This is a genomic window from Micromonospora parva, from assembly GCF_000718515.1.
Lineage (GTDB): Bacteria > Actinomycetota > Actinomycetes > Mycobacteriales > Micromonosporaceae > Micromonospora > Micromonospora parva.
The window spans coordinates 1-23,644 of record NZ_JNZS01000003.1 but is presented as its reverse complement, the minus strand read 5'-3'; the positions used below and the strand labels follow the sequence as shown (position 1 = coordinate 23,644).

The following is a 23,644-nucleotide window of genomic DNA, read 5'->3' as shown; positions in this document are numbered from 1 at the left end:
GTCACCCGTGATCCGGCGGAGAACAACCCGATTGTGGAGGCGAGAACGCTGGGCGGTGCCGGTGCTTGGCGGGGGGCGCAGCCGGATCGCCGTACATCTGATGTATGTCCTTCCGGGTGGGTCGTCGGCGGCGGCATCGTGGCCCATCGCCCGGCGCTACCGCCTCGCTCCCTCGCTGCTCACCCTCCCGTGCATCTTGCTGACCGGGCACAGGGGAGCAGTGTCCACCCATTGATCGACCGTTGCCTATTCTGTGGCCCCGGAGTAACCTTCCCGAAACACATCAGATGTCTGGCGCGTCACTGCCGGGCGTCGGCCTGCTCAGGCAGGGTCCCGGTTGGCCCCACCAAGCGGATCCCCATGTCGAGTCCCACAGTTGTCCCGCTTCGGGGTGGCCGGACTGGTCACCGTTTGGAGGATCGATGTCAGACCTGACCCGACGGCAAGCCCTCAAGATCGGCGCGGCCGGCGCGGGTGGCGCTCTCCTGCCGGTGCCCTGGACCGCCGTGGCACGCGCGGACTCGGTGGCGCCGCCCCAGGTGCTGGCCGCCGGTGACCTCGCACTCTGGTACGACGAGGGGGCCGGCACCGACTGGCTGCGGGCGTTGCCGATCGGCAACGGCCGACTCGGCGCCATGGTCTTCGGCAACGTCGACACCGAGCGCCTTCAGCTCAACGAGGACACCGTCTGGGCCGGCGGCCCGCACGACCCCAGCAACACCCGGGGCGCGGCGGCGTTGCCGGAGATCCGGCGGCTGGTCAACGCCAACCAGTGGACCCAGGCCCAGGATCTGATCAACCAGACCATGATGGGCAACCCCGGCGGTCAGCTGGCCTACCAGACCGTCGGTAACCTCCGGCTGGCCTTCGGATCCGCCAGCGGAGCGTCCCAGTACGACCGGACGCTCGACCTCACCACCGCCACCGTCACGACGACGTACGTGCTCAACGGCGTTCGTCACCAGCGGGAGGTGTTCGCCAGCGCGCCGGATCAGGTCATCGCGATGCGACTGACCGCCGACCGCAGCGGCTCGATCAGCTTCACCGCCACCTTCGACAGCCCGCAGCGCACCACCGTGTCCAGCCCGGACGGCACCACGATCGGCCTGGACGGCATCTCCGGGAACATGGAGGGCATCACCGGCCAGGTCCGCTTCCTCGCCCTGGCCAACGCGACAGTCAGCGGCGGCAGCGTGTCCAGCTCCGGCGGCACCCTGCGGGTGACCAACGCCAACAGCGTGGTCCTGCTGATCTCCATCGGCTCCAGCTACGTCAACTACCGCAATGTCGGCGGCGACTACCAGGGCATCGCCCGGCAGCGCCTCACCGCCGCGCGGGCCAGCAGCTACGACCAGTTGCGCAGCCGGCACGTCGCCGACTATCAGGCGCTGTTCGGCCGGGTCACCCTGGATCTGGGTCGCACGTCCGCTGCCGACCAGACGACGGATGTCCGGATCGCCCAGCACAACAGCGTCAACGACCCGCAGTTCTCCACGCTGCTGTTCCAGTACGGCCGGTACCTGCTGATCTCGTCGTCGCGGCCCGGCACCCAGCCGGCGAACCTCCAGGGCATCTGGAACGACTCACTGGCCCCGGCGTGGGACTCGAAATACACGATCAACGCCAACCTGCCGATGAACTACTGGCCGGCCAACACCACCAACCTGGCCGAGTGTCACAACCCGGTCTTCGACATGGTCAGAGACCTTGCGGTCGCCGGAGCGCGGACCGCCCAGGTGCAGTACGGCGCCGCCAGTGGCTGGGTCACCCACCACAACACCGACGCCTGGCGGGCCACCGCCGTGGTGGACGGCGCGTTCTGGGGCATGTGGCAGACCGGTGGGGCCTGGCTGTCCACGTTGATCTGGGACCACTACCTGTTCAACGGCGACATCGAGTTCCTGCGGACGAACTACCCGGCCATGAAGGGCGCGGCACAGTTCTTCCTCAACACCCTGGTCACCGAGCCGACCCTCGGCTACCTGGTGACCAACCCGTCGAACTCGCCGGAGCTGAGCCACCACTCGAACGCCAGCGTCTGCGCCGGCCCCACCATGGACAACCAGATCCTGCGGGACCTGTTCGACGCCTGCGCCCGGGCGAGCGAGATCCTCAACGTGGACAGCACGTTCCGCGCCCAGGTTCGTGCCACCCGGGACCGGCTCCCGCCGATGAAGGTCGGGTCGCGGGGCAACATCATGGAGTGGCTCTACGACTGGGTGGAGACCGAGCCCAACCACCGGCACATCTCGCACCTGTACGGGCTGGCCCCGAGCAACCAGATCACCAAGCGCGGCACCCCGCAGCTGTTCGAGGCGGCCCGGCGGACCCTCGCCCTGCGCGGCGACGACGGCACGGGCTGGTCGCTGGCCTGGAAAATCAACTTCTGGGCTCGGATGGAGGAGGGCAAGCGGGCCCACGACCTGATCCGCTACCTCGCCACCACCGCGCGACTCGCGCCCAACATGTTCGACCTGCACCCGCCCTTCCAGATCGACGGCAACTTCGGGGCCACCGCGGGCATCGCCGAGATGCTGCTGCAGAGCCACATCGGCGAGCTGCACATCCTGCCCGCGCTGCCGCCGGCCTGGCCGAGCGGGCGGGTGACCGGCCTGCGCGGTCGGGGCGGGCACACGGTCGGCATCACCTGGGCGAGCGGTCAGGCCACCGAGATCCTCGTCCGACCGGACCGGGCCGGCACCGTCCGCCTGCGCTCCCGGATCCTGACCGGCACCGTCACTGTCGTCGACACCGCCGACGGTACGGCGGCCCGCACCACCCGGATCGAGTCCGACCTGATCGAGGTCACCGTGCAGGCCGGGCGCACCTACCGGGTCACCAGCTCCGGGGCCACCACACCGACGTTGGAGCAGAGCTTCAGCAACGTCGGCATCACCAGCGACAGCAACACCAACGTCGGCAACTTCGACGGCGGCGGGGCGTCGCTCTCCGCGCAGGCGCTGGCGCAGGCCGGTGCCAGCCCGGGAGGCACGATCAGCCGCAACGGGGTCACCTTCCGCTGGCCCAACGTCAGTTCCGGGGCCTCCGACAACGCCATCGCCTCGGGCCAGACCATCGGCATCAGCGGCACCGGCAGCACGCTGGGCTTCCTCCTCACCGGCACCTACGGCGCGGTGTCCGGCACCGGCACCGTGGTCTACGCCGACGGCACCCGCCAGACGTTCACGCTCAGCTCGCCCGACTGGTACGGCGGGCCGCACTCCGGGGGAACGGCGGCCATCGTGTCCGCGTACCAGAACCGGCCCAACAACGTCCGCCAGAACACCGCCGCGTGCATCTACTACGTCGGTGTCGGGTTGCAGAACAAGGCGGTGGCCTCGGTCGTGTTGCCCAACATCAGCGCCCGACCGGCGACGAACGTGCCGACCATGCACATCTTCGCCATCGCGATCGGAGGCTGACGGCAGGGGCCGCAGCCTCGGGGGAGCGTGACCGGGCCCGTCCCAGCTGGGACGGGCCCGGTCACGGATTTCGGGGGCGCTGTCGGGGTGGATGCGGTATGCCGCTCATCAGCACATCGACATGCCGGGCCAGCCGGAGCGCACGGTCAGCGGACGCGTTCCCCGTGGCTCTCGATGCGGAAGTAGTCGAAGGCGACGTCGAGGTCGGTGGAGGTGCCGGCCCGGTTGAAGGCCAGCAGCCCGGCCTTCGTCGGCTCGACGTTCAGCGTCTGCGAGCCGATGTAGCGGTAGACGCTCCCGTCGCTGGAGTAGTAGGCGCGGTAGCGGTCCCCGACCTTGGTCAGGCGCAGCCAGATGGCCCCGTCGGCCCCGACGATGCGCTGGGCGTCCGCACCGGTGATCTCCAGCGTCGACGCCGTGCCGTTCTGTTCACGCAGGAAGACGATCCGGGTCTTGTTGATGGCCGCAGTCGCGTTGCCCATCTCCCAGGCGAGCTTCACGTAGTTGTTGTCGTCCGCGTACCCGAGAACACCGCCCTGCTCGTTGTTGCCGGCGAGGGGACGGGAGAAGACCACCCGGGACTCGGCCGTCCAGTCGCCGTCGACGTCCTGCAGGGCCAGGTTCCTCGCGGTGTTGACGTTGCCCTGGAGGTCGCCCTGCTGGGCGGTGACGACCAGGGACCCGTCGGCCAGTCGTTGCCTGCTCTCGTCCGGCCGGACCCACTGCCACTGCGGGCCGAGCGGGGTCGACTCGAACTCGTCGCTGCCGGTGAGGGTGGTGTTCAGGTCCACCGTGTAGACCGACGACGCCGCGCCGTTCGTGACGGTGACCCGGGCCTGCCCGGTGGCGTTGGCCGCCTGCTCCACCGCGACCGAGGCGGCGGGGTCGGCGGCGCTGGCGGTGACCGTCGGCACTGTCGTGGCGCCGGCCGGCGTGAGGGCGTTGTAGCGCAGCACCGTCGGCGCGAAGGACGTCAGGCGCCTGCCGTCGACGCGCAGCGCCGTCAGCGTGGTGTCGGGCACCAGGTTGAAGACGTAGTTCTTTACGAGAGGCCCGAAGAAACTCTCGGTCGTGACCTTGACGACCGCCTGCCCGGGTACGCCGGCCGCCTGGGAGATGATCTCGTAACGGGCCTTGCGGTCGGCGGTCCGCACCTTCGTGATGGTCGGCGACGCCCCGGCCGGCAGCGGGATGGTGTACGAGGCGTCCGAGAGGTTGAAGCCGCCGAACGTCTTCCCGTTCACGACGATCGTCGCCGACAGTGGCGCGTCGTCGACCGGGATGTCCCGCCCGCTGAACTCCTTCCAGTAGTTCACCGAGGTGTCCCGCCAGTCGGCGGCGTCCGCCTCGTGGACCGCCAGCTTGGCACGCACCTCGGCGAACCGGCGCGCGTCGATGTCGGGCTGGAGCGCGTCCCAGGTCTCCCGCATCCAGGTCACGTACTGCACGCCCATCTGGTAGCGGTAGACCAGCTCTTCCCAGAACGTCCGCCCGCTGTCCATCCGATGGCCCCACGGCACGTGGTGGAACCACATCAGCAGGTTCTCCGGGATCGAGTCGATGGTGCCGTAGCGCTGCTCCAAGCGGGGGAAGTACTGGGCGGCCAGGTTGCTGCCGGTGGGGGAGCGGTCGAAGCCCAGACCGACGCTGTCGGCCTTGTTGTAGTAGACCGGGCTCCAATCGTCGCGGCCCGCCCAGTCGGCGGGGTCGGGACGGTAGTGGGCGCCCTCGGCGAACTGGTGACCGATGCCCAGCGGCGTCTGGTAGCTGACCAGCGACTCCCACGAGCCCATCATCATCTTCCGGATGGTGTCGACGACACGCCGGTCGTTGCTCCAGGTCATCCGCGTCCAGTCGGTCGCGATGTCCGCCGAGTCGAGGGTCCAGTCCCACGCCTGACGTCCGAAGGCGAAGAGGTTCGCCTGGGCGAAGTGGTGCCCGGTCAGGTTGTCGGCGTTGCCGAGGTTCGCGACACCCACGATGGCGGTGTCCGAGTGGTGCTGCGCGGTCCCGTCGACGATGTCGCCGACCAGCCGCTCCTTGAGCAGCTTCCCGTTCGCGTCGGTCGCGTACGTGTCGGTCTTGAGGATCTCCTCGTACATCGGACCGAGGTAGGCCAGCATCCAGTTCTGGCCGGTGTACTCCTGCGTGATCTGGAGTTCCAGGGCCTGGTTGGTGTTCTCCATCCGGCCGAACATCGGGTGGATGGGCTCGCGGGCCTGGAAGTCCAGTGGCCCGTTCTTGGTCTGCAGGAACACGTTGTCGGCGAAGCGTCCCCGGCTGCCGTCCGGCTGGACCTCGTCGTCGATCGGCCCGAACTCCAGGTAGGCCCGCTTGAGCCGGTCGTTGTCGACGTCGGCGTTGTAGACGAACGTTCGCCAGTGCACAGTCATCCCGAGCGGCGCCACCGCGGCGGCGATGGCGTTGGCGCCGTCACCGTGGTCGTACCCGAAGTCCTGTGGCCCCGGCTGGCCCTCGGAGTTGGCCTTGACGGTGAGTCCCATGAAGTCCGGGATCGCGGCCTGGATCTGCTGGGCCCGGCGGTGCCACCAGCCCCGGAAATCCGCGCCGTACGGGTCGAGCTGGCTGTTGGTCAGCGTGTCCGGCGCGAACCTGCTGTCGGTGGGCGCTGTGTACCGGATCGACAGGCCCAGCCTGATGCCGTACGGCCGCAGCGCGTCGGCGAGGGCCGCCTCCTGCGCGATGCGCGCGCTCGTCAGGTACGCGTTGTCGGCGTTGACGTTGTTGATGGTGATGCCGTTGATGCCCAGTGACGCCAGCGCGCGCGCCATGACGAGGTAGCGGTCGAGGATGACGGGCAGGTTCCGGCCGGCGCTGGCACCGGTCGCCGCGAAGTTGAAGATCGCCCCGCTCTCCCCGTTCAGCCCGCCCAGCCCGGAGGCGTTGTTGCCCGCGTAGAGACGCTCGGTCTCCCAGTTGTTCAGCAACCGGTGCTTGATCTTCGGTGACTCCGCGACCCGGAGATGGTCGATCGGTTTCCGGGTCTGAAGGAGCCGGAGGAAGGCGAAGGTGCCGTACAGCGCGCCGAGGTCGGTGTTGCCGGCGATGACGGTGAACCGTGCCCCGCCCTTCGACACCGTGCGGACGAGGTAGCCCTCGTCGCCCACAGTGGCCAGGTCGCGGGTCGCGATGGTGCGGCCCACCAGCGGTGAGCTCGCCGGTGTGCCCACCACCACCGCGCCGTCCGAGACGCCGTCGGCCGGCAGCGTCGGTGTCGACTGGACGAGCAGCCCGTTCAGGCCGCGTACCAGCTCGTCCCGGGCGGCGCCCAGCGTGGTCTCGACGAGCTTCTCGGCGGAACCGGGTGCCATGGCCAGGTCCGTGGTGTGCCGGTGCACCTTCGTGGCGTCGGCGTTCTCGACCACGATCGCCGTGGCCGCGCGGCGGTAGTCGCGCAGCAACTTCGCGTCGTCGACCGGCACGTACCGCAGCCACAGGTCAGAGCCGTTGTAGTCGTCGGGCGACGCGACCGCGGTGACCGGTGTCGCGGCGACCGGTGTCGAGGTGACAGTGAGGGTGGCCGCGACGGTGGCGAGCACCGTGCCCAGCACGATGAAGGTCCGTCGTAACCTGGGCGTCGAGCCTCGGATCATCGCCATCTCCTCGTTCGTCCGCTGGGGGCGCCGTCGCGCCCGTCCCGCGAGCGCCCGACGTTGACGGATGGATGCGCGTCGATCCTGGTCGCCGCCGCCGCGCCTCGGCAACGAGTTGTCGTTTCTTGTCGTGGGCCGGGCGGCCTCACGGCCGGTGGGCCGCCGGGTCCGGTGCGGACCGGTTCCGCGCCCACTGCCGGCGGGCGCGACCCGGGCCCGGGTTACGCGTGGCCGTCGAGTCGCGGACCACGAGGCGTACCGGCAGGACCATCGGCCGGCCGGTATGCCCGGGTGCCCCCGCGATCATCGTGAGCAGGTGCCGGGTCGCGGCCGAGCCCTCCGCGTAGAGCGGCGCCGCGACGGTGGTGAGCCCGGGCGTGACGATGTCGGCGGCGAGGATGTTGTCGAAACCCACGACGCTGACGTCACCCGGAACGTTGACGCCCATCCGGCTGAGGCCACGGATGATCCCGATGGCCATCTGGTCGTTGAAGGCGAGGACCGCCGTCGCCGGGCGGGCGCACAGCTCCCGCGCGGCCCGCTCACCGCCGGCCATGGTGGGGCTGAACGGCCCGATCTGACGGACCTTGATCTCCAGCTCCATGCCCGCCTCGAGCAGCGAACGCCAGCGGATGCCGTTGGGCCAGGACGCCTGCGGCCCCGCGACGTAGGTGATGTGATCGTGCCCCAGCTCGCCGAGGTGCTCGGCGGCCCGCCGCACCCCACGGGGGTCGTCGGTGACGACGCACGGCACGTCGGCGAGAGCGCGGTTGAGGACCACCACCGGCCGCTGTTTGGCGACCATCCGGATGGCCGAGTCGGACATCCGGCTGCTGGCCAGCACGATGCCGTCGACAGTCGACATGGTGCGTTCGACAGCCGCCCGTTCCAACCGGTCGGACTCCTGGGCGTCGATCAGCACTGTGGTGTACTCGCCGTCGGTCGCCGCCTCCTGCGCGCCGCGCACGATCTCCGCGTACACCGGGTTGGTGATGTCGGCGATGACCAGCGCGATCATCCGCGTGCGGGACGTGGTGAGGGCGCGGGCGAGGGGGTTGGTCCGGTAGCCCAACCGCTCGGCGACCCGTCGGATCCGATCGGCGGTCTCGGAGTTGACGCGACTCGGTCGCGAGAACGCGCGGGACACCGTCGAGGGTGAGACGTCCGCCTCGGCAGCGACGTCGTAGATCGTGACTCTCTTTTCCGGCGGCCTGGTGTGGTCGGGCATCTGCATGCTCCTCCCGGCTACGCGCAGTGATCATGGTATGGCGGCCGTGAATACTCGGCAATGCCCCCGCAACAATCCGGCCGCCCGATCGCATTCGCACGAGGCAATACATGGCAACCCGTTGCCGCCGTGGCGCGCCGGCTGAATCAATCAGCACCGATGACACCTGGCGGAGGGAACGGCTCATGGGTATGACGCGGCGCGGCGCTCTCCTGGTCACGGCATCGTCGCTGCTGGTGGGCGCGGTCGGGTGTGGAGCACCCGAGGCTCCCGGTGACACCACCGGCGACACCACTGGCGAGGTGCCACAGCGGCCCGGCAAGGCCGTCACCCTCAACGTCCTGGACGTGGCGGGCAACCTCCAGTTGACCCAGGGGATGATCGACGAGTTCGTCTCGAAGAACCCCGACGTGATCTCCCGGGTGACGTATTCGAAGGCACCGGCACCCGAGCTGGCCGGAAAGATCAAGGCCCAGCAGGGGGCGGACCGGGTGGACATCGGTCTCGTGCTGACCGGCGTCGACGGCCTGGCCGCCGGGATCGAGCAGGGGCTCTGGATCGACGTGTTGCCGACCTTCCAGGACCGCCTCGGCGGCATGCGCGACTACCTGGCACCGGCCGCCGCGATGCAGCAGCTCGCCGGCAACGCGGGGGTCACCGTCACCTACTACCCGTCCGGCCCGCTGCTCGAATACCTGCCGTCGCGCCTTCCGACGCCACCCACCAGCGCGGACGCGCTGCTCGCCTGGGCCAAGGCCAACCCCAGGAAATTCCAGTACGCCCGCCCGGCCAACTCGGGCCCAGGCCGGACCTTCCTGATGGGGCTGCCCTACATCCTGGGCGACTCGAACCCCAAGGACCCCACCGCGGGATGGGACAAGACGTGGGCCTTCCTCAAGGAGCTGGGCCAGTACGTCGACTACTACCCGTCCGGCACCACAGAGACGATGAAGAACCTCGCCAACGGCACCGCGCACCTCATCGTCAGCACGACCGGTTGGGACATCAACCCGCGGGTGCTCGGCACCGTGCCCAAGGAGGCCAGGATCACCCCGATCGACGGCTTCCACTGGGTCACCGACGCGCACTACGCCGTCATGCCCAAGGGCGTGTCGACCGACACCCAGGCCGCGGTGCTGGCCCTGTTGGCGTTCATGCTCACCCCCGAACAGCAGGCGAAGGCGTACGACGAGGGTTACTTCTACCCGGGCCCGGCGATCAAGGAGGTCCAGCTCTCCTCGGCCCCGCAGAAGAGTCAGGACGCGATCCGGGAGTTCGGTCGCCCGGAGTACGACGCGCTGATCGCCGGAAACCCGACCGAGGTTCCGCTCGACGCGAAGAGCCTGGTGGCGGCGTTCAGCCGCTGGGACCGTGAGATCGGCGGCGGGAAGGTCAAGCAGGGATGAGCGCCTTCTCCCAGCTGCGGCTGGACGGGGTGTCCCGACGGTTCGGCGGCCAGGCCGCGCTCACCGAGCTGGACCTGACGATCGGGGCGGGGGAGTTCATCGCCCTGCTCGGCCCGTCCGGCTGTGGCAAGTCGACGGCGTTGAACTGCCTGGCCGGGCTGCTGCCGTTGACGGCGGGGAGCATCTGGCAGGACGAGCGCCGCATCGACACACTGCCGCCGGAGCGGCGCGGCTTCGGCATGGTGTTCCAGAGCTACGCCCTCTTCCCGCACCTGACCGTCCGGGCGAACATCGCCTTCGGGCTGCGTATGCGGCGGCTGCCCAAGGAGGAGACGCGCCGGCGTACGGACGAGGCGGTGCGGCTGGTGCGACTGGAGGACCACGTCGACAAACTGCCCGGTCAGCTCTCGGGTGGACAGCAGCAGCGCGTCGCCATCGCCCGCGCCGTCGTGTTCGAGCCGTCCCTGGTGCTGATGGACGAGCCGCTGAGCAACCTCGACGCGAAGCTGCGCCTGGAGATGCGGACCGAGATCCGCCGGCTGCACCAGTCGCTGGGGCTCACCACCGTCTACGTGACCCACGACCAGGAGGAGGCGCTCTCCCTGGCCGACCGGCTGGTGGTGCTGCGGGAGGGGCGGGTGCAGCAGATCGGCTCGCCGCGCGAGCTGCACACCCGACCGGCGAACTGGCACGTCGCCGACTTCATGGGCTACCGCAACCTGTGGCGGGGGCGGGTGGAGCGGCGGGACGGCGCGCGGGCCACCGTCGAGTCGTCCGGGCACCGTCTGCTCGGCGAGGTGGTGGGCGACGTCCAGGCCGAGGCGGAGGCAGTGCTCGCGGTGCGCCCCGAGGACATCCGCGTCGACGGGCCCGGCGAGGCCCACAACGCCCTGTCGGCGACCGTCGAGGTGGTGGAGTATCAGGGCCGCGAGTTGGCGGCCGAGGCCCGCACCGACACCGGGCTGCTGCTGCACCTGCGCACCGAGCGGCGGATCGCCCCGGGCGACCAGGTCAGGCTCGGGGTCGACCCGCAGCGGCTGCTCGTCTATCCCGCCGACGCGGCGGCGGCGCAGACCAACCGCGTCCCGCAGGCCTCGGGGGCGACGCGGTGAGCCGGTCCGGGCGGCCGCTGACGCACTGGCAGCACCGCCTCGCCGAGCGGGGCGTCGACCGTCAGCTCTGGTTGCTGGTCCCGGCGCTGGTCTTCGTCATCGCCCTGTTCCTCTACCCGTTCTTCTACGGGCTGACGCTCTCGTTCCAGCCGACCACCGGCGGGCCGTTCAGCGACTACGCCCGGTTCTTCTCCGACTCCTACGAGCGGGGAACGATCGGCATCACACTGCGGATCGCGTTGCCCGCCGCGCTCCTGAACGTGCTCGCCGCGGTGCCGATCGCCTACCGGATGCGCGGCCGGTTCCGGGGCAAGCGGTTGGTCACCACCCTGCTGGTCGTGCCGATCACGCTCGGCACCGTCCTCACCGCCCAGGGGTTGTTGAACTTCCTCGGCCCGACCGGCTGGTTCAACCGTGTCCTGCTGGCCACCAACCTCGTCGACGAGCCGGTGCGGCTGACCCACAACTACTGGGGTGTGTTCCTCTCGCTGGTGATCACCGGCTTTCCGTTCGCGTTCCTGCTGGTGCTCTCGTACCTGTCCGGCATCGACCCGACCCTGGAACGGGCCGCCGCGACGCTGGGCGCGGACTGGCGTCACCGGTTCACCCGGATCACCCTGCCGCTGCTGATGCCCGGCCTGGCCACGACCTTCTGCCTGACGTTCGTCCTGGCGTTCAGCGTGTTCCCGTCGGCGGTTCTGGTCGGCAACCCGGCCGGTGAGACCCGGGTCATCTCCCTCGCCGCCTACCAGGCCGCGTACGAGCAGTACGACTATCCGTACGCGTCGGCGATCGCCATGATCATGGGCTTCGTCGAGCTGGTCGTCATCGCTGTGGTGCTCGCCGCCCGCAGCCGCTTCTACACCGGCTCCACCGGAGGCAAGGGCTGATGGCAACGACCACCCAGGCCCCACCGGCGCGGCCCCCCGCCACCAGCACCGACCGGCGGCGGCGCATCGCCGCGCGGCCGGCCGCCTGGATCGTGTGGGGCGTCGTCATCTTCTTCTTCCTCAACCTGCTGGGCGTCGTGGCGTCCGTGCTGGTCAGCTCGTTCGGCAGGCGATGGTTCGACACCTGGCTCCCGGACGGCTACACCACCGACTGGTACGTCCGGGCCTGGGACGAGTTCGCGCTGCTCCAGGTCATCGTCGTGACCCTGGAGGTCTCCGTTCTCGTCGTGGGCCTCTCGCTGCTGATCGGCGTGCCGGCCGCCTATGCCCTCGCGCGACGCTCGTTCCCGGGCAAGCGGCTGATCTTCCTGGTGTTCCTGCTGCCCATCCTGATGCCCCCGATCACGTACGGCATCCCGCTGGCGACAGTCCTCTACAAGTTCGGCCTGGCCGGGCACCTGTCCGGGGTGGTGTTGGCCAACCTCGTACCGTCGGTGCCGTTCGTCATCCTGACCATGACCCCGTTCATCGAGCAGATCGACCCGCGGATCGAGAGCGCCGCGCGCATGTGCGGCGCCGGCCTGCGCACGGTGTTCCTCCGGGTCCTCACTCCGCTGCTGGTGCCGGGCATCCTCGCCTCCGCGATCCTCGTGCTGGTCCGGACCGTGGGGATGTTCGAGCTGACCTTCCTGACCGCCGGGCCCGACTCGCAGACCCTGGTGGTGGCGCTGTACTACTCGATGTCCGCGTCCGGGATCCGGGCCCAGCAGTCGGTCGACGCCATGGCGGTCATCTACACCTCGATGATGCTGGTCCTGCTCGTCGTCGCACTGCGCTACGTGAACCCGACCCAGCTCGTGGCGCAGGTCAAGGACGAGCCGGAGCACTGAGCCCGGTGCCGGCGTCGAGGATCTCACCCAGACGACCCGCCACCGTGACGAGCGTGGGCAGCCTGGTCCGCAGACCGCGGTAGGCCGTGGCGAGCGCCGGGTCGACAGTGACGCGGTCGCCGCCGGCCCCCGGGTCGAGCTGGGTGACCGCCGCCTGGAGGTCGGCGGTGTGGCCGATCGCGAAGAGCCCGAGCGCCGCCGCGCCGAGGGTGACCTGGTCGGCCGCGCCCGCCACCTGGACGGGGCAGTCCAGGACCGCCGCCATCACCTCGCGCCACAGCGGAGACCGGAAGGCGCCCCCGGTCAGCCGTACGCTGCCGATCGGCGTCAGCTCGGCCAGCCGGTCACGGACACCGCCGAGTTGCAGGCAGACGCCCTCCACGGCGGCCCGGACCAGGTGAGCGCGTGAGTGCTCGCCGCGCAGCCCCAGGAACGCGCCGGGCGGCGCGCAGCCCTCCGGCGCGGCCGGGTCGGCCCACAGGTACGGCAGCATCACGACTCCGTCGCTGCCCGGTGCGATCCGCGCGGCGAGATCCAGCAGCGCGGGGGTGGCGTTGTCGTCGCCGAGAACCCGTGCCGCCCACCGCACCACGTTGCCGCCGTTGCCGACCGACCCGCGGACGACCCACGCGTCCTCGGTCAGCGCCGCACAGGAGAAGGTCTCGGCCGCGTCGGTGCGGGGTGCCCTGACGACGGTCCGCAGCGCCCCGGTGGCCCCGAGCGTCAGGCCGCCGACGGTGTGCTCGGTCGCCGCCGCGCCCAGGCTCCGCAACGGACCGTCACCCGCACCCACCACGACGGGTGTGCCCGGCGGCAGACCGACCGCGCGCCCGGCCGCCGGCGACAGCCGCAGCACCGCCGTGGTGGGCAGCACCGGAGGCAGTTGGCTCTCGGACACTCCGGCGAGGTCGAGGACCGCGGAACTCCACGCCCGACGGTGCACGTCGAACATCCCGGTGCCGGATGCCGAGGACAACTCGGTCACCAACATCCCGGTGAGCCGATGGACCACATAGTCCTTGAGGCCGACCCACCACCGGGTCGCCGTGCAGAGGTACGGCTCGTGCCGGGCGAACCACAGGAGCTTGCAGAGCGGGTTTCTCGGGTGCACCGGCGTACCTGTCGACCGGTGCAGCTCCCGGCTCTGACCGGACGACAGCAGTTCGCGGGCCGCCTCCGCCGACCGCGTGTCACGCCCGGTCAGCAGCGGTGTCACCGGCGTCATCGCCGCGTCCAACCCGATGAGGCCGTACCTGGCGGAACTCAGCGCGAGGGCGACCACCTCCGCCCCGGCGGTGCCGGCCACGCACGCGGAGGTGGCCGCCAGGGTGGCCGCCACGAGCACGTCCGGCTCCTGTACCCGCCAGCCGGGCACCGGCTCCACCACCGGGTACGCCCGGGTAGCGACGTGTCGGGCGGTGCCGTCCAACGTGAACGCGACCGCCCGCGCGGCGGTGGTGCCCACGTCGACTCCGACGATCACCCGACGCTCCGGCTGCATCCGCACATGGTCGAGCGGCGCTGCGCGGGCCGGCAAGCGGTTGCGCGCAGTTGTCGTCACGGCGGTGGCAGCCGCCGGTCGGGCTCGGAAGGGTCGGGCTCGGAAGGGTCGGGCTCGGAAAGACCGGGCACCGCCGACACGGGTCGTGACAGGATCGTCGGCATGTCTGCTCGGGCGCTGAGCTTCGGGATGGTGGCGAAACGGTACGAGCGGTACCGACCGGGGTACCCCGTCGAGCTTGTCGACCTGGTGTCGACGTACGCGGGTCGGCCGATCCGAACGGCCCTGGAGATCGGTGCCGGCACCGGCAAGGCGACCCGGCTGTTCACCGCCCGGGAGGTCACTGTCACCGCGACCGAGCCGGACGGGGCCATGCTCGCCGAGCTGCGCCAGCACGTGCCCGCCGACGTTCGGACCGTACCCGCCGCGTTCGAGGACCTACGGCCGGGCGCGGCGAGGTACGACCTGGTCTACGTGGCGGCGGCACTGCACTGGACGAGACCGGCGGGTCGCTGGTCGCGGATGGCGGCGCTGCTGGAACCGGGCGGCGTGTTCGCCTCGTTCGGCGGACCGGTCCAGCTGACCGACCCGGCCGTGGCGGACGCCGTCCGCGCCGTCCGGGCACCGTTCCGGGACAGCGACGAGATCCCGTCTCCCGACGGCACGCCCCCGGAAGAGGCCATGCAGTGGCCGGGCACCGAACTGCGCCGCTCCGAATGGTTCACCGATGTCCAGCAGAGCGTGATCGAGCGGCGTCTGACGATGAGCGCGCGCGACTACGTCGGCTACCTGTCGACGGTCTCGGCGTACCTCGAACTGCCGAGCGAGGCGCAGGGGCGGCTCTTCCGCCAGATCGAGCAGATCCTGCCCGAGACTGTCGAGCTCAGCGCCGACATCGTCGTGCACCTCGCGCGTCGACGCACCGAGCGGTAGCACCACCGGGCGGTCAGACCAGGAACTCCTCGCGCATCCGCGCACCCAGGTTGATCCCGCCGACCGTCCGTGGACCGGCCGGATCGTGCACGGCGACGGTGTTGTTGCGACGCATCAGCTCACGGACGGCAGGTGGCAGTCGCGGCGGGTCGTCCATGGCCACCAGGACCCGCCCGGCGCTGGAGATCAGTCGATCGGCCAGGGCGGCGGCGTCGGTGTCCACCCGCACCCGGCCGTACTCCCAGCCGGAGGTGGTGAGGTCGAGCACCTCGAACACGCGGGTCAGCAACGGGTTCGGGTCGGTCACCCGGTCGAGCCGGGGCGCCCGGCTGCCGACCACCGTGACGGCGGCCGCCACCTGCGCGTACGGGTGGAAGCCGCACGGCAGCGCGAACAGCGGCCAGCGCAGGGCCGGGCCGGCCTCCTTCCACAGCGGCCGGTAGTTGCGGCGGTGCACCAGCAGCCGCCGGCCCGTCCGCCGGTGGATCTCCTGGGCCTGGGCCTGCAGGTCCACATGGGCCTCGTCGGCTACCTGACTCACGATCCGGGTCGCCACCACCAGGCCGTCGTCGCTGTCCAGCGAACCGGTGAGCGCCTCGACCTGGTCGTTGAACCGGATCCGCGCGTGGGAGCCGTACCGGGACTGGACGTCGTGCAGCAGCGCCTGCTGGCGTCCCGGGTCGAGCTGGACCCGCCTACCGCCCAGCAACCGACGGAGCCAACGCATGTCGCCTCGATTCAGCAGAGCCGTCGCGGACGGCGGCAATGCTAGTGCGTCGCCTCTTCCCGGTGTCGCCAAGGGGGTTGATCGACTCCGCTGTCCGGGGCGGCGCTCACCGGCGACGGGGCGTGATCAGCCCTGACTCGTACGCCCACACGACCAGTTGGGCCCGGTCGCGGCAGTGCAGCTTCGTCATCGCCCGGTTGACGTGTGTCTTGGCGGTCAGCGGACTGATCACCATGCGCGCGGCGATCTCGTCGTTGGTCAACCCACGGGCGACCAGCTCGACGATCTCCTGCTCCCGGGCGGTCAGCACGTCGCGGCCGGCCGTCGGCTCGGCCGGCGGTGGGCCGGCCACGAACTCACTGATCAGCGTGCGGGTGACGGTCGGCGCGAGCAGCGCGTCCCCGCGCGCGACGACGGCGACGGCGTGCAGCAGGTCGGCGGGGTCGGCGTCCTTGAGGAGGAAGCCGCTGGCGCCCGCCCGTAGGGCGGCGAAGACGTAGGAGTCGAGCCCGTAGTTGGTCAGGATGAGAACCCGGATGCCGGCGAGGTCGGGATCGGCGGCGATGCGCCGGGTGGCCTCGATGCCGTCGAGACCGGGCATCTGCACGTCCATCAGGACGACGTCCGGGCGCAGGCGTCGCGACAGGTGGACGGCCGAGCTGCCGTCGGTCGCCTCGCCGACGACCTCCAGGTGGTCCTCGGCGTCGAGCAGTGCCCGGAAGCCGGCTCGCATCAGCGCCTGGTCGTCGGCGAGCAGCACCCTGATCATCGCGGCCCCGGCGGCCGGCGGGTGCCGCGCGCTCCGGCCCGGCTCGCTCGGGCCTGGCTCGATCGGCCGGTCACCGCGGGCCGTCCAACGGGAAGGTGGCCCGCACGGTGAACCCGTGGTCGTCGTGCGCGGCGGCCCGCAGGGTGCCGCCCAGTGCGCTGACCCGCTCCCGCATGCCCCGCAGACCCACGCCCGGGGTCAGCGGCTGGCCCGGTGACGCCCGACCGTCGTCGGTGACCGCGACGGTGAGCCCCGCCGGGGCGTACTCCACCTGGATGTGCGCGGTCGCGGGGCCGGCGTGGCGGGCCACGTTGGTCAGTGCCTCCTGGATGACCCGGTATCCGGCCTGGTCGACCTCGTCGGGCAGGTCCCCGCGCTGACCGGTGACGGTCACCTGCACCGGTACGCCGACCGCCCGGGTCCGCTGGGCCAGCTCGTCCACCCGGGCCAGCCCGACGCGATCGGCGTCGGTGGGCGCGCGCAGGACGTCGAGGGTGGTCCGGAGTTCCCGCATGGCAGCGCCGCTGGCCTCCTGGATCGCCAGCAGGGCGGCCGACGGCGCCTCGCCGTGTTTGCGGGCCAGGTGCACGGCGATCCCGGCCTGCACCTTGATCACCGAGATGCTGTGGGTCAGCGAGTCGTGCAGGTCGCGGGCGATGCGCAGCCGCTCCTCCCCGGCACGCCGCAACGCCATCTCCTCGCGGGTGCGTTCGGCTTCGACCGCCCGCTGCTCGACCTGCTCCAGGTACGCCCGACGCTGCCGTCCGACGAGCCCGGCGACGTTGGCGGCCACGAACCAGCCGAACAGCAGGGCCGTCCGCTCGAGGATCACCTGCCCCGGCTGGCCGGGCGGCGCCACCGAGACGTCGCGGGCCAGGAAGCCGCCGAGGAAGGCGACACTGGCCACGACGGCCGCCGATCGGTGCCCCTGCCAGGCGGCGAGGTACACCGCGCCGAGAACGGGGAACGCGGCGGACACCCCGGGGTGCACCCGGAGGTGAACGGCCAGCATGGCGACGGTGACCACGCCCAGCGCCACCACCGGGTAGCGCCGGCACACCGCCAGGGCCACCACCATGGCCAGGACCAGGGCGACGTCGAGCACCTCGACCGTCGCGGCGTCCGGGGTGAGCGCGGCGTTGCCGAGCAGGAGGACGCCGAGGGCGAGACCGCCGAGGGCGTACGGGAGGTCGCGGCGCATTGTCGCACTGTAGAACGGCCGCCGCCGGTGCAGCATCCCGCGCGCGTGGTACCTGCCGCGTACCACGGGCGCGGTATCGGCGACCCGGCAAGTGTCTGCACCGGAACGACGCTTTCCCGGCCCGCCGCAACAAGCATCGAGCCCATGACATACCGCTTCTTCACCCCCACACCGACGAGGGCGGCCACCGGCCTCACCGCGGCGGTCTACCAACAGCTGCGCGACGACTTCCTCGGGCCGTTGCCGACCTTCCAGGCGCTGTCGGCGGTGCCGGAGGTGCTGGCCGCGACCTGGGCGTTGATGCGGGAGGCGCTGCTCGCCGGCGACGCTTCCCGGGTCGAGCGGGAACTCGTCGCGACCGTCGTGTCCCGGGCCAACCGCTGTCAGTTCTGCGTCGACGCCCACGTGCTGCTGCTGCACGCGCTGGGCGCGTCGAAGCTCGCCGAGGCCGTTGCCCGGGGTGAGACGCCACCCGAGCCGGAACACGCCCGGCTCGTCGAGTGGGCACAGGCCAGCCGCAGTCCCAGAGCCGCCGACTGGACCAGCCCGTACCGGGTGGAGATCACCGGCACCCTGCTGGTGTTCCACTTCATCAACCGGGTCGTCTCGGCGTTGCTCGACCCCGATCTGCTCCCCGGCGGCCTGCAACGCTCCCCACTGGTGCGCTCGGTCGGAGGCCGGCTCTACGCCAGGGCGGCCCGGGAGCCGAAGGAACCCGGCCGGAGCCTCCCGCTGCTCGACGCCGACGCGACGGCGGCGCCGGCCTGGGCGGGGGACAGCCCGGTGGGTGTCGCCTACGCGTCGTTGCGCGATGCCGCCAACCGCGGTGGGGAGCTGCTGGGCGAGGTGGCGCGCGAGACCGTCACGGCGACCGTGCGCTGGGAGGACGGGCGGTTCCCGGCCCGGCCTGCGGACTGGGCCGTCGACCTGGTGCGGGACGTGCCGGGCACGGACCGCATCGGGACGCGGATCGCGTTGCTGGCGGCGTTCGCTCCCAGCGCGATCAGCCCGGGCGACGTCGCGCTGTGGCGGCTCTCCCACCCGGCCGACGCCGACCTCGTGCGGCTGGTCGCGTACGGGGCGATCACGGCCACCGATCATGTCGCCCGGGCTCTCGCCTCGGCGCACCTCTAGGAGGTATTCCATGCGCAAGGCTCTCGTCGTCATCAGCGCGCTGACGCTCGTCGCGTTCGCCCTCCAGTTCATCTTCGCCGCGGTGGGCGGGTTCACGAAGCCGGCCGGCGACGGCGCGTACGCGTTGCACAGCGTCAACGGCATGGCGGTCATCCCGGTTCTCACACTGCTCACCGTCCTGTTCGCCGCGCTGGCGAAGGCGCCGGGCCGGCTCATCGGGCTGGCGGTGCTGCCGGTCGGCCTCGTCGTCCTCCAACCGCTCATCGCCATGCTCGCCAACGGGTTCGCCGACGCGTCGGGCGTCAGCACTCCGCTCGGCCTCACCATCGGCGGGCTGCACGCGCTCAACGGAATCATCGCGGTGCACGTCGTGGTCGGCGTCCACCGGGCGGCCCGGAAGCTGGCCGGCCTGGTGCCGGCCGAGGCCGGGGTTCCCGCCCGGGAAGTGGAGCCGGCGTGAGCACCGGGTCGCTGCTCGCGGTCGACCTCGTGATCGCGGTCCTCGCGGCCGGCGCCTGGTTGGGTGGTGGTGCCGCGTCCGTCGCGCGACGCCGCCCGCTCGCACTGGGACTGGCGGCGGTCGCGCTGGTCGCGACGCTCGCCCGCGCGATCACGATCACCGCCCTGGCCCGCGCCGGCTGGTGGTTCGCCGCGGAGAAGGTTCTCATCGCCGCCCCCCTGTCGCTCGCGGCGGTGGCCGTCGCCGGTCCGCGGCTGTTGCGGGCCCGGGGTGACGTCCGGGCCGTCGCGCTTGCGCTGCTCTTCGCCGGGTACGCCACGGGCAGCGCCCTGCTCGTGACGGTCCTGCACGGTTATCCGGCGTCGGCGGGGGCGGGGCTGCTCGCGGTCGCCGGGGTCGTCGCGGCGACGGTGATCTCGGGGCGTGCCCTCGGCGCGCGCCCGTCGCGGCCGGTGTCCCGGGTGGCGGTCGCGGTGGCGGTCGCGGCGCTGGTCACCGGAACCGGGCTGACCGTCGCCCCGGAGACCGCCCCCGCCGTACCGCACGATCATGGCTTTCCGGCGGCGACCCGGATCTCCGCCGAACCCACCAGACGGTTCACCCTGACGGCCGGGACCGCCACTGTGAACGCGGGCGGCCGGGACGTGGCGGCGTGGGCGTTCAACGCGCAGGTACCCGGACCGGAGTTGACCGCCACCGTCGGCGACATCCTGGAGGTGACGCTGCGCAACCGGGACATCGGGCGCGGCGTCACGCTGCACTGGCACGGGTACGACGTGCCGAACGACCAGGACGGGGTGCCCGGGGTGACCCAGGCGGCGGTGCGACCCGGGCAGGAGTTCGTCTACCGGTTCCGCGCCGACCAGGCCGGAACGTACTGGTACCACACGCACTCGGCCTCCGATGTCGGCGTCCGGATGGGTCTCTACGGTGTGCTGGTGGTGCGACCGGGGTCGGTCAGCGGCCTCGACGTCACGGTGCCGGTGCACACCCTGGCGGGGCGTCCGCTGCCCGCGCCGACAGTGCAGCGGGTGGAGGCCGGCGTGCCGGTGCGGTTGCGGCTGATCAACACCGACAGCACCACGCACCGGTACGCCCTGGCGGGGACCGCGTTCCTGGTGGCCGCGATCGACGGCGTCGACCTGCGGGGCCCGACACCGCTGGTGGACACCGCCGTGCTGATCCCCGCCGGGGGCCGCTACGACCTGGTCTTCACCGCGCCGGCGACCCCGGTGTCGCTGTTCGTCGACGGACGGGCGGTCTACTCGACCGGCCCGGTGTCGACGGCGACCGGCGCCTGGCCGGTGCTCGATCCGCTCGGCTACGGCGCTACCGCGGCGGTGCCCTGGCCCCGGTTCGACCGGACGTTCACCCTCGTTCTCGACCGCGGCCTCGACCTGCGCGGATTGCTGCCGCGCTACGCCCACACCGTCAACGGCGCGGCCGACCCGGACATCCCACCGCAGGTCGTACGCCGGGGCGACGTCGTGCTGTTCACCATCGTCAACCGGTCGCAGGTGGTGCACCCGTGGCACCTGCACGGCCACCACGTCCTGGTGCTGGCCCGCGACGGCGAGCCGGCGGTCGGCAGCCCGCTGTGGCTGGACTCGTTCGACGTCCGTCCGGGCGAGGTGTGGAAGGTGGCGTTCCGGGCCGACAACCCCGGGATGTGGGCCAACCACTGCCACAACCTGGCGCACGCCGATGCCGGGATGACGCTGCATCTCATGTACTCCTGATCACGGATGCCGGTAGGTTTCAGCCATGACTGAGGACACCTTCCGCTCGGTGGCGATCGAGCGCTCCAGCCTGGGCAACTACGTCGTGCGGAACGTCCGTGGCGGGTCGGTGTCGCTGGGCACGGGTAAGGACGGCAGTTTCACGCCGGTGGAGCTGCTGTTGGCCGCCATCGGCGGCTGCACCGCTGTGGACGTGGACCACATCACCAGCCGCCGTGCGGAGCCGACCGGTTTCACCGTCGCCGTCACCGGTGACAAGATCCGCGACGAGGCGGGCGGCAACCGGATGCAGAACCTGCGGGTCGAGTTCACCGTGACGTTTCCGGAGGGCGCGGACGGCGACCAGGCCCGTGCGGCGCTGCCCCGGTCGCTGCAGCAGTCGCACGACCGGTTGTGCACCGTCTCCCGTACCGTCGAGCTCGGCACTGCCGTGTCCATCGTCGAGTCGTCCGCGCCCACCGCGGAGTGATCGTCACTGAGCCCGGCTACTCAGGTCCGGTGCGGTCGTTCGTGTGAGGGTGACGGGATGCGTCGACTACTTGTGCCACTGCTGATCGTCCTCGCCGCGGCGGTGGCCTGCGCCGAGCCGAACGCCCGGCCGGGGCAGCCGGACCCGACGGAGGCGGAGCCGGTGCCCACCGAACTGCTCGCCGACGGCAGCGTCCCCTGGGCCGACCTGAAGATCACCGACGAGGACCTCAACGGCCGCCCCGCCGAGCCGAGGAGGCCGGCCCGCGGCAGCGAGCCGTGCCGTGCGGAGCAGCTGACCGGCCGGCTCACCAGCTGGACCCGGCCGGGCACCGGCGGTGAGAAGCCTCGCGGCTTCGACGCCGCCATCGGCAAGCTCATCGGCGAAGTGGACGTGCGGAACGCGTCGAAGAAGGAGTGCACGCTGCAGGGCGAGGTGCCCACCAGGATGCTCGTCGGCGGCCGCGAGGTCCCGATGCTCTACACCCACGGCATCAACGAGGAGGGCCGCTCCCGGGTCGTTGCCGTGCCGGCCGGTGGCCACGCCAGCCTGCGCCTGGACTGGTCCGGGCCGTTCTGCCAGCCCCTCGGGCTGTTCGAGCTCGCGATCGAGCTGCCGCACGACGGGGGCACCCTGCGCGCGCCGGTCACGGCCGATGAGCGCCCGGGCTGTCCGCAGGGGGAGGGGGTCAACCCTCGCGCCCGGGCGACGTTGTCCGCCAGTGGGTTCACCGAGCCGGTGGCGATGTCGAAGCCTCCGTCCTCGCCGCTCGACCAGCTCACCGTCGCTGTTCAGGGGCCGCCAACCGCCGCCGCCGGTTCGCGGGTCTCCTTCCGGGTGACCCTCGGCAACCCGACCGACGGTCCCCTCGCGTTGGACCCCTGCCCGGCCTACCTGATGGAACGGTTCTCGCTCGGCGACGCGACGAACGACGCGGTGAACTCGGCCCAGCTGTACCGGCTGAACTGCCGCCCGCTCACGCAGATCCCGGCCGGCGGCACGGCGGTGTTCGAGATGGTCGCCGAGGTGCCGGCCTCGATGCGGGCCGGGCGCGAGCTGACGGTGACGTGGAAGTTCTATCTGCCGCACTACGTGCAGCGCAGCGGTCAGTTCGGGGTGCTCACCCTCACTGTCGGCTGAGGAGCGCCGCTCCGGGTCCGCGCAACGGGAAAGTCGGCGGTGAACGAGAAGCAGGCATAGATGTTGTTGATGGTATGGGAGCGCTCCCGTAACATACCCGACGCGGCCTGTTAACGCTCACATTCAGTTACTGAGCAGCGACCATCACCACCGGGTAGGCCGCCGTCCCGCGAGGAGGGTGCAATATGACCAGATCCAGAGCCACCAATGCCGGTCTGGTTGTGGCCGGCGTCGGTTTACTGGTGTCGTCGACAGTCGTCGCCGCGCTGCCGGCCGGCGCTGCGGCCGAGGGTTGTTCGGTGAGCTACGCCGTGTCGTCGCAGTGGCAGGGCGGCTTCGGCGCCAACGTGGCGATCACCAACCTGGGTGATCCGTTGAGCAGCTGGACGTTGACCTGGTCCTACGGTGCCGGGCAGACGGTGACGCAGGCCTGGAACACATCGCTGACGCAGAGCGGGTCAGCGGTGACGGCGAGGAACGTGAGCTACAACGGGTCGGTCCCGACCAACGGCACTGTGTCGTTCGGGTTCAACGGGTCCTGGACGAGCAGCAACCCCAACCCGACGAGCTTCGCTCTCAACGGCGTCACCTGCACCGGTGGCACGACGACCCCGCCGACCACCCCGCCGCCGACCACCCCGCCACCCACCGACCCGCCGCCGACGACTCCACCGCCGACCCAGACGTGTGACCTGCCCTCGACGTACCGGTGGTCGTCCACGGGTGCGTTGGCGCAGCCGAGGTCGGGTTGGGTGTCGTTGAAGGACTTCACCGTCGCCCCCTACAACGGCCAGCAGCTCGTGTACGCCACCACCCACGACACCGGGACCCGGTGGGGTTCGATGAACTTCGGCCTTTTCTCGAATTACTCGCAGATGGGTTCGGCGAGTCAGAACGCGATGAATTCGGCGACGGTGGCGCCGTCGTTGTTCTACTTCGCGCCGCGCAACATCTGGGTGTTGGCGTATCAGTGGGGTGGGCCGGCGTTCTCGTACCGGACGTCGTCGGA

Annotated in this window: 18 protein-coding genes; 12 read left to right on the top strand and 6 right to left on the bottom strand. The window is 71.1% G+C overall.

Annotated features, from left to right (window positions below; genetic code table 11):
* The first annotated feature begins 422 nt into the window (after positions 1-422).
* Complete coding sequence (locus tag IF22_RS0103335; RefSeq protein WP_030328251.1) at positions 423-3,422, top strand: glycoside hydrolase family 95 protein; 3,000 nt, start codon at positions 423-425, stop codon at positions 3,420-3,422.
* 146 nt (positions 3,423-3,568) lie between these two features.
* On the opposite strand, the gene IF22_RS32810 is transcribed toward IF22_RS0103335, so the two are convergent.
* A complete protein-coding gene (locus IF22_RS32810) occupies positions 3,569-7,036 on the bottom strand; it encodes an alpha-glucuronidase family glycosyl hydrolase (RefSeq protein ID WP_156057261.1) in 3,468 nt (1,155 codons plus the stop codon).
* A 145-nt stretch (positions 7,037-7,181) separates the two neighbouring features.
* A complete protein-coding gene (locus IF22_RS0103325) occupies positions 7,182-8,264 on the bottom strand; it encodes a LacI family DNA-binding transcriptional regulator (protein ID WP_036410772.1) in 1,083 nt (360 codons plus the stop codon).
* A gap of 185 nt (positions 8,265-8,449) precedes the next feature.
* Here IF22_RS0103325 and IF22_RS0103320 point away from each other — a divergent pair, with 185 nt between their 5' ends.
* From IF22_RS0103320 to IF22_RS0103305, 4 genes are read left to right on the top strand one after another with little or no spacing between them, the layout of a single operon-like run.
* Positions 8,450-9,670, top strand: coding sequence for an ABC transporter substrate-binding protein (locus IF22_RS0103320; RefSeq protein ID WP_030328246.1), 1,221 nt, complete (start codon positions 8,450-8,452; stop codon positions 9,668-9,670).
* Positions 9,667-10,782 (top strand): ABC transporter ATP-binding protein, encoded by a 1,116-nt coding sequence (locus IF22_RS0103315; protein WP_030328244.1) that lies wholly within the window; start codon positions 9,667-9,669, stop codon positions 10,780-10,782. Before IF22_RS0103320 ends, IF22_RS0103315 begins: the two co-directional genes overlap by 4 nt.
* A complete protein-coding gene (locus tag IF22_RS0103310; RefSeq protein ID WP_030328241.1) occupies positions 10,779-11,672 on the top strand; it encodes an ABC transporter permease in 894 nt (297 codons plus the stop codon). The genes IF22_RS0103315 and IF22_RS0103310 overlap by 4 nt, the downstream gene beginning before the upstream one ends.
* Positions 11,672-12,562, top strand: a complete 891-nt coding sequence (locus tag IF22_RS0103305) for an ABC transporter permease (protein ID WP_156057259.1) — start codon at positions 11,672-11,674, stop codon at positions 12,560-12,562. Before IF22_RS0103310 ends, IF22_RS0103305 begins: the two co-directional genes overlap by 1 nt.
* On the opposite strand, the gene IF22_RS0103300 is transcribed toward IF22_RS0103305, so the two are convergent.
* Positions 12,540-14,063, bottom strand: a complete 1,524-nt coding sequence (locus IF22_RS0103300) for a gluconokinase (RefSeq protein WP_051708140.1) — start codon at positions 14,061-14,063, stop codon at positions 12,540-12,542. The two genes, IF22_RS0103305 and IF22_RS0103300, sit on opposite strands and share 23 nt — an antisense overlap.
* A 162-nt stretch (positions 14,064-14,225) precedes the next feature.
* Here IF22_RS0103300 and IF22_RS0103295 point away from each other — a divergent pair, with 162 nt between their 5' ends.
* Positions 14,226-14,996: a class I SAM-dependent methyltransferase gene (locus IF22_RS0103295; RefSeq protein WP_030328235.1), complete on the top strand. Its 771-nt coding sequence runs from the start codon at positions 14,226-14,228 to the stop codon at positions 14,994-14,996.
* Between the two features lie 13 nt (positions 14,997-15,009).
* Here IF22_RS0103295 and IF22_RS0103290 read toward each other — a convergent pair whose 3' ends face one another.
* From IF22_RS0103290 to IF22_RS0103280, 3 genes are all read right to left on the bottom strand, one after another.
* Complete coding sequence (locus IF22_RS0103290) at positions 15,010-15,723, bottom strand: hypothetical protein (RefSeq protein ID WP_030328233.1); 714 nt, start codon at positions 15,721-15,723, stop codon at positions 15,010-15,012.
* A gap of 106 nt (positions 15,724-15,829) precedes the next feature.
* Positions 15,830-16,492, bottom strand: a complete 663-nt coding sequence (locus IF22_RS0103285; RefSeq protein WP_030328231.1) for a response regulator — start codon at positions 16,490-16,492, stop codon at positions 15,830-15,832.
* Positions 16,493-16,562: 70 nt separating this feature from the next.
* Positions 16,563-17,693, bottom strand: a complete 1,131-nt coding sequence (locus tag IF22_RS0103280; RefSeq protein ID WP_051708176.1) for a sensor histidine kinase — start codon at positions 17,691-17,693, stop codon at positions 16,563-16,565.
* A 144-nt stretch (positions 17,694-17,837) separates the two neighbouring features.
* Here IF22_RS0103280 and IF22_RS0103275 point away from each other — a divergent pair, with 144 nt between their 5' ends.
* The 6 genes from IF22_RS0103275 to IF22_RS0103250 all read left to right on the top strand — a co-directional run.
* The gene (locus tag IF22_RS0103275; RefSeq protein WP_030328227.1) at positions 17,838-18,827 is read left to right on the top strand and encodes a carboxymuconolactone decarboxylase family protein; all 990 of its coding nucleotides are present in this window, start codon (positions 17,838-17,840) and stop codon (positions 18,825-18,827) included.
* A 10-nt stretch (positions 18,828-18,837) separates the two neighbouring features.
* Positions 18,838-19,287 (top strand): DUF6220 domain-containing protein, encoded by a 450-nt coding sequence (locus tag IF22_RS0103270; RefSeq protein ID WP_030328225.1) that lies wholly within the window; start codon positions 18,838-18,840, stop codon positions 19,285-19,287.
* Positions 19,284-21,026 (top strand): multicopper oxidase family protein, encoded by a 1,743-nt coding sequence (locus IF22_RS0103265; protein ID WP_030328223.1) that lies wholly within the window; start codon positions 19,284-19,286, stop codon positions 21,024-21,026. The genes IF22_RS0103270 and IF22_RS0103265 overlap by 4 nt, the downstream gene beginning before the upstream one ends.
* 25 nt (positions 21,027-21,051) lie before the next feature.
* Positions 21,052-21,495 carry an OsmC family protein gene (locus tag IF22_RS0103260; RefSeq protein ID WP_030328221.1) on the top strand — a complete coding sequence of 148 codons (444 nt, stop codon included), beginning with the start codon at positions 21,052-21,054 and terminating at the stop codon, positions 21,493-21,495.
* Positions 21,496-21,552: 57 nt separating this feature from the next.
* Positions 21,553-22,635, top strand: a complete 1,083-nt coding sequence (locus IF22_RS0103255) for a hypothetical protein (RefSeq protein ID WP_156057257.1) — start codon at positions 21,553-21,555, stop codon at positions 22,633-22,635.
* Between the two features lie 185 nt (positions 22,636-22,820).
* Positions 22,821-23,644 (top strand): non-reducing end alpha-L-arabinofuranosidase family hydrolase (locus IF22_RS0103250; RefSeq protein WP_030328218.1); only part of this gene is annotated, 824 nt, incomplete at its 3' end.